Genomic DNA, 6,568 nt, shown 5'->3' with positions numbered 1-6,568 from the left:
GGCACGCTGCGTTCCATCGCCCACGAGCTGCGCGGCGGCGCCACCGCCAACGGCATCGTGCTGGCCAACGGTGTGCCGGCCACGGCACCCTCCGTGGCGGCCGCGCTGCGCTTCCTGCTCTCGGGCAAGAGCGCCTATGTCAGCGGCCAGTTCATTACCGTCGGTTCGGACGCCGGCTCCCTGCCCGCGGACTGGAACGCGCCCCTGGCCGGAAAGGTGGCTGTGGTCACCGGCGCCGCCCGCGGCATCGGCGCAGCCATTGCCCGCGTCCTGCACCGTGACGGTGCACAGGTGATTGTGGTGGACGTCCCGGCGGCCGGCGAGCAGCTGGCCCAGGTGGCCAACGAAATCGGCGGCACGGCACTGCAGGTGGACATCACCCGCGAGGATGCCGCAGACCGCATCCTGGCCCACGCCGCCGAGCGCTACGGTCACCTGGACATCGTGATCCACAATGCCGGCATCACGCGGGACAAGCTGCTGGCGAACATGGACGAAGCCCGGTGGGGTTCGGTCATCGCCGTCAACATCGCCTCCCAGCTGCGCATGAACGAGACCTTCCTGGCCTCGGGCGGATTCAGCCCCGAGGGACGCATTGTTTCGCTCGCCTCCACCAGCGGCATTGCCGGCAACCGGGGGCAGACCAACTACGCGGCGTCGAAGGGCGGGGTGATCGGCATGGTCCGGGCCACCGCGCCGCTGCTGGCGCCGCGTGGGGGATCAATCAACGCCGTGGCACCGGGCTTCATCGAAACGGACATGACGGCCGCCATCCCGGCCCTCACCCGCCAGGTGGCACGCCGGCTGAGCAGCCTCCAGCAGGGCGGCCTGCCCGTGGACGTGGCCGAAACCATTTCCTTCCTGGCCTCGGATTCGGCCGCCGGCGTCAACGGACAGGTGGTCCGCGTCTGCGGCCAGAACATGGTGGGCGCATGAGCTCAACCCAGCTGACCGAAATTCCGACCCTCGGCAAGCTCTACGCGGGCGCCCTGGGCAGCGCGGCCAAGTCGCGGTTGTCCCCGTCCAAGGGCACCGGCGTGCTGCCCTCGTGCCGGCACGTTGTGTCCGGCGCCAGGGTGGACCTCGCCAAGCTGACTGATTTCCAGCGCCTGGTGCTCCACAGTGCCACGGACTACCTGCCCAGCGGCTACGTGCACACTTTCGCGTTCCCTGTGGCCATGAGCCTGATGGCGCGCGAGGACTTCCCGCTGCCCCTGCTGGGTATGGTGCACCTGCGCAACACGGTCCGGCATTTCCGGCCGATCCACTACACGGAGCCGCTGACGGTGAGCGCCTGGGCGGAAAACCTTGGCGGGCACCGCGCCGGCACACAGGTGGAGCTGGTCGCGGAGGTCACCGCCGACGACGGCGAGGTGCTCTGGCGCGGCCGGTCCACCTACCTGGCGAAGGGTGTGTTCCTGCCGAAGATCGACCGCTCGGGAGAGTCTTCCGGACGGGCCGAGTTCATCCCGCCGCTGCCGACCGCCATGTGGCGCCTCGGGGCGGATGCCGGCCGTAACTATGCCCGTGTTTCCGGTGACTTCAACCCCATCCACCTCAGCCGCCTGTCGGCCAAGGCGCTGGGCATGAAGCGTTCCCTGGCGCACGGGATGTATCTCGCTTCCCGCGTGGTTTCCGATGCAGTGCAGACCCATGAGGGTCCGTTCGGGTGGAGCATCGACTTCGAGTCGCCGGTTTTCCTGCCGGCCACCGTTGCGGTGTCCATCCACGACGACGACGCGGACGCCGGCTGGAGCGGCTCCACCTTTACGGGCTGGAATCCGCGTTCGCAGCGCCGGCACTTTGCCGGCACGGTCCGTCCATTGGAGACCGCTTCCATTGACGGGTTCGCTGCCGCGGCGCAGGCCTGATCAGCCGCAGCATCATCCGGGCCCCGGGCGCCCCGCAGCACTGCGGAGGCGGCCGGGGCCCGTTGTTTCACATCGTTCCCACTGATTCCCGACTGCTAAGGTTCCTGCCATGACTGATGCTGCCGCCCTCCTGGTCACTGCCAAGGAACTGGATGCCGCCGACCCCCTCGCGGGTTACCGGGACCGTTTCCTGCCTGCCGAGGGCGTGGCGGCTTATCTGGACGGAAACTCGCTGGGCCGGCCGCTGCGGGCCACCGCCGCGCACCTCCAGGACTTCGTGACCGATGCCTGGGGCAGCCGCCTGATCCGCGGCTGGGATGAGGAATGGCTCGAGCTGCCCGGCCGGATCGGCGACCGGCTGGGGGAGGTGGCCCTTGGAGCTGCTCCCGGCCAGTGCATCGTGGCCGATTCCACCACGGTGCTCCTGTACAAGCTCGCCCGCGCCGCCGTCGCCGCCCGGCCGGGACGGACCGAGATCCTGCTCGACCCCGACAACTTTCCCACGGACCGGTACGTGCTGGAGGGCGTGGCCCGCGAATGCGGAATGACGCTGCGCTGGGTCCGCTCGGACTACGCCGGCGGCGTCAGCGCAGACGCCGTGGCGGAAGCGGTGGGGCCGCAGACAGCCCTGGCGGTCTTCAGCCATGTGGCCTACCGCTCCGGCTACCTGGCGGACGCCCCTGCCATCACCGCCCTGGTCCATGACGCAGGCGGGCTGGTGCTGTGGGACCTGTGCCACTCCGCTGGTGCGGTGCCGGCCCGGCTGGACGACTGGGGCATCGACTACGCGGTGGGCTGCAGCTACAAGTACCTCAACGGCGGTCCGGGCGCCCCCGCCTGGGCGTATGTGGCCTCCCGCCACCAGGCGGAGTTCTCCCAGCCCATCCAGGGGTGGCTGGGTTCCGAGGACCCGTTCGGCATGGCACAGGGCTATGTGCCGGCAGCCGGTATCCGGCGCCTGGTGTCCGGCACCCCGCCCATTCTGGGCATGCTTGCCCTGCAGGACATGGTCGAAGTCATCGGGGAGGCCGGCATTAATGCGATCCGGGCCAAGTCCGAGGCGCTCACCGCCTTCGCGGTAACCGCCGTGGACGCACTCCTGGCTCCCGCCGGCGTCGTGCTGGCATCGCCGCGCACTTCCGAGCGCCGCGGCAGCCACATCACTGTTGACCATCCCGCGTTCAAGACCGTCACCGCCGCACTGTGGCAGCGGGGAATCATCCCCGACTACCGGAACCCCAACGGGATCAGGCTGGGCCTGTCTCCGCTGTCCACGTCCTTCACCGAGACGCTGACCGGCATCACCGCGGTCCTGGAGGAGTTCCAACCCTTCAGGCCTGCCCGGCCTTGACCGCCAGCACGGGGCACTGCGCCTCCAGGAGGACCCGCTGCGAGGTGCTCCCGAGGATCAGTTTGCCCACCGGCGTCCGGTGCCGGATCCCCAGCACCACCAGGCGGGCCTGGTGGCCGTCGGCCGCTTTGAGGATTTCCTCGGCGGCATCAAAGTCGCCGATGGGATGCAGCAGCAGGTGCCCGATGCCGCTTTGTTCCAGGGCTCCGGTCAGCGGCTCCAGGTGCCCCGGGCCGGGGTCCTCCGTGCCCAGTGCACCGCGGGTGCTTTCGACATTCACCACCACAAGGGTGACAGCCAGGTCCCGGGCCGCCCGTATTCCGGCGCTCAGTGCCGCTTCCCCCTCGGGCCTGGGGACGTATCCGACGACGACGCTCATGGTGTCCTTCTCTTCCGTCAGCTCAGCTGGGTGGGATCGGTGAAACGTGTCCTCCGGGCCTTCACTGCGCGGTTCCAGAACCACGTCACCACCCAGAGGACCAGGCCCAGGAGCAGCAGAATGCCCGCAATGCGGTACTCGATGGCATCCTGGGCCCACGGCCCTACCAGGAAGGCGCAGGTGAGTGCACCTATGTATGGCATCACGGCAGGGGAGCGGAAGTGCGGCCGGTCCACCGGCGAGCGGCGCAGCACGATGCAGGCGACGTTCACCACAGTGAAAACGCCCAGCAGCAGGAGGGCGGTGGTGCCGCCCAGCGCGGTGACCGTTCCCCGGCCCATGAAGTTGGTCACCACTATGATCAGGCCCACGGCGATCGCCGACGTGAACACAATGGCGGCCCACGGAGTCCGCCGGCCGGGCAGCACCAGCGACAGGCCCCGGGGCAGCACGTCCTGGCGGGCCATGCCGTACAGCAGGCGGCTGGCCATCAGCATGTTGATCAGTGCCGTGTTGGCCACGGCGAAGATGGAAAGGAACGGGTAGATGGTATCTACCGGCAGGTTCGGAGCACCGGCACGCACCACCTCCAGCAGCGGGGTGGTGCTTTCGGAGAGCTGTCCCACGGGCACCACGGCAACGGCGGCGATAGAGACCAGCAGGTAGACGGACACGGTGATGCTGAGCCCGGTCAGCATCACCTTGGGGAAGATCCGGACCGGATCATGGGTCTCCTCGGCCATGTTCACCGAGTCCTCGAAACCCACCATGGAGAAGAAGGCGAGCGCCGTGGCGCCGGTCAGGGCCAGGAAGACGCTTTTGCCGGCCTCGGTCTCAAACACCACCACCCGGGAGAAGTCCACGTTGCCCTGGCCCATGGCCCAGAAGCCGATGAGTATCACGATCAGCAGGCCGGTGAGCTCGATGGCAGTCAGGACGATGTTGAACTTCACGCTTTCAGCAGCGCCGCGCAGGTTGATCAGTCCCAGCAGCAGCATAAAGACCACTGCCACGGCGGTGACGCCCGTCTGCCCCCACTGGAGGTGGAAGCCAACAATGAAGTTCTCGGCCAGGAACTTGGACGCGGTGGACGCCGAAGTGATGCCCGAACACAACACGGCAAACGTCACCAGGAAGGTCAGGAAGTGCACCCCGAAGGCCTTGTGCGTATACAGGGCCGCGCCTGCGGCCTGCGGATACTTGGTCACAAGCTCCAGGTAGGACAGCGCCGTGATGGTGGCGACGGCGAAGGCCAGCAGGATCGGGGCCCACGCGGCACCGCCGATCTCCCCGGCCACCTGGCCGGTGAGGGCGTACACGCCGGTACCCAGGATGTCGCCCACAATAAACAGGAGCAACAGCTTGGTGCCCATGACCCTCTTCAGCTCGGTCTGGCCCGTCTCAGACTTGATGTCAGCCATGGCTGCCCTCCCCGGACAATTGCCGAAACCGCGTTGGTCGGTATTCTGCGCGGTGGTATCCGGTAAGGCAACGGGAGGCGGAACCGGGTCAGGCCGGGGCCTCGGGAATCACCCTGACCGCGCCGATCCGGCGTCGCCGCACGCCCAGGACCTCCAGCCGGCAGCCCGGCGCCGGCACGGTGTCGCCGGGCCGCGCCATCCGGCCCAGCTGCTCCAGGATGTATCCGGCCACGGTCTCGTACTGCCCTTCCGGCAGGCCGATACCGGTGAGCCGCTCGAATTCCTGCAGGATCAACGCGCCGTCCACCACCAGCTGGCCCTTCTCCCGCCGGTACCGGTCCTCCGGGTCACGGCCGGTGTCGTACTCGTCGTAAATCTCGCCGACCAGCTCCTCCACCAGGTCCTCCAGCGTCACGATCCCGTCCGTTCCGCCGTATTCATCCGCCACCAGGGCGATGTGGCTGCTTTCCCGCCTCATCCTGGTCAGGGACGGCAGGACGGTGGCCGTACCGGGCAGGAACAGGATGGGACGCAGGATCTGCGCCACGGTACGTCCGTTCCCGTCCGGCAGGTCCGGGTCAGGCATCAGGTCACGGACATGGATAAACCCGAGCACGTCGTCAACCGAAGTGCCGGTGACCGGGTACCGCGAATACGGCAGGTCCCGCACCTGGCGCCGGGCCTGCTCCAGCGGGAGATCCCCGCGAAGGAACACCACCTCCGTGCGGGGACGCATGACTTCCTGCACCAGCCGGGTCCCGGCGCCGAACACGTCCACGAGGATCCGCCTGCTGTCTTCGGCCAGCATGGGGTTGGCTGTCACCATGTCCCTCAGCTCCTGGGTGCTTACCGGCACCGTCTTCACGTTCGGGTTGCCGCCCAGCAGCCGCACCACGGCATCCGTGGAGGCGGACAGGAGCCGGATCACGGGCCGCATCAGAACCGCGAACACGTTCAGGGCGGGGGAGAGTATCCGGGCAATACCGACGGCGTTCTGCATGGCCAGTCGTTTGGGCACCAGTTCCGAGAACACCAGGGACAGATAGGCCACAAAAAGGGTCAGCACAATAAAGGCCGTTGCGTCTGCGGCAGGCTCCGGCAGGCCCCACCGGCGCAGCAGCGGCACTACCGCCGGTGCCAGGGCGGAGGCCCCGTACGCCGCGGAGAAGAACCCGGTCAGGGTGACGCCTATCTGGATGGCTGAGAGGAACAGGTTGGGGTTCCGGGCCAGCCGGGCGGTGCGCTGGCCCTGGGCACCGCTGCGCTCGATCGCGCTGATCTGGCTTTCGCGCAGGGAGACCAGGGCCATTTCCGCCCCGGCGAAAACCCCGCCGAGCAGAATGAAGAACACCACGAGCAGGAAATTGAAAACCGTGCCGCCGTCCATTCAGCGAGGGTACCGAAGGGCAGACGGCGGGGACAGGGACAACCGGGCCGGAGCCGGAGCAGGCCTGCAGGGAAATGCGACGGAACTCACACCCGGACGGGGCAAGGCGGTGGGAAAACCGGCAGCGGGCAACAAAAAAGTCCTCCCGGAATCAGAAGA

At 68.0% G+C, this 6,568-nt stretch carries 6 protein-coding genes; 3 read left to right on the top strand and 3 right to left on the bottom strand.

The features are described 5' to 3' along the window. The 3 genes from AC5RUF_RS13890 to AC5RUF_RS13880 form a co-directional block, all read left to right on the top strand. Positions 1-936: 3-oxoacyl-ACP reductase (locus tag AC5RUF_RS13890; protein ID WP_494130967.1), on the top strand; the 936-nt coding region annotated here is incomplete at its 5' end. Next, positions 933-1,871, top strand: a complete 939-nt coding sequence (locus AC5RUF_RS13885; protein ID WP_494130966.1) for a MaoC family dehydratase — start codon at positions 933-935, stop codon at positions 1,869-1,871. The genes AC5RUF_RS13890 and AC5RUF_RS13885, both read left to right, overlap by 4 nt. Positions 1,872-1,980: 109 nt before the next feature. Beyond that, positions 1,981-3,222 (top strand): kynureninase, encoded by a 1,242-nt coding sequence (locus AC5RUF_RS13880; RefSeq protein WP_494130965.1) that lies wholly within the window; start codon positions 1,981-1,983, stop codon positions 3,220-3,222. Here AC5RUF_RS13880 and AC5RUF_RS13875 read toward each other — a convergent pair. From AC5RUF_RS13875 to AC5RUF_RS13865, 3 genes are all read right to left on the bottom strand, one after another. Beyond that, positions 3,203-3,601, bottom strand: coding sequence for a universal stress protein (locus AC5RUF_RS13875; protein WP_493996143.1), 399 nt, complete (start codon positions 3,599-3,601; stop codon positions 3,203-3,205). The genes AC5RUF_RS13880 and AC5RUF_RS13875 overlap by 20 nt on opposite strands. A gap of 17 nt (positions 3,602-3,618) precedes the next feature. Beyond that, the gene (locus tag AC5RUF_RS13870; RefSeq protein WP_493996144.1) at positions 3,619-5,022 is read right to left on the bottom strand and encodes an APC family permease; all 1,404 of its coding nucleotides are present in this window, start codon (positions 5,020-5,022) and stop codon (positions 3,619-3,621) included. A gap of 88 nt (positions 5,023-5,110) precedes the next feature. After that, positions 5,111-6,409: a hemolysin family protein gene (locus AC5RUF_RS13865; protein ID WP_494130964.1), complete on the bottom strand. Its 1,299-nt coding sequence runs from the start codon at positions 6,407-6,409 to the stop codon at positions 5,111-5,113. Between the last annotated feature and the right edge of the window lie 159 nt (positions 6,410-6,568).

Source organism: Arthrobacter sp. Y3224198, assembly GCF_059090025.1.
This window is presented reverse-complemented; position numbering and strand designations above follow the sequence as displayed.

Coding starts and splice junctions, on each gene's coding strand:
- AC5RUF_RS13885 (WP_494130966.1), top strand. CDS start 933: ATGAGCTCAACCCAGCTGACCGAAATTCCGACCCTCGGCAAGCTCTAC.
- AC5RUF_RS13880 (WP_494130965.1), top strand. CDS start 1,981: ATGACTGATGCTGCCGCCCTCCTGGTCACTGCCAAGGAACTGGATGCC.
- AC5RUF_RS13870 (WP_493996144.1), bottom strand. CDS start 5,022: ATGGCTGACATCAAGTCTGAGACGGGCCAGACCGAGCTGAAGAGGGTC.
- AC5RUF_RS13875 (WP_493996143.1), bottom strand. CDS start 3,601: ATGAGCGTCGTCGTCGGATACGTCCCCAGGCCCGAGGGGGAAGCGGCA.
- AC5RUF_RS13865 (WP_494130964.1), bottom strand. CDS start 6,409: ATGGACGGCGGCACGGTTTTCAATTTCCTGCTCGTGGTGTTCTTCATT.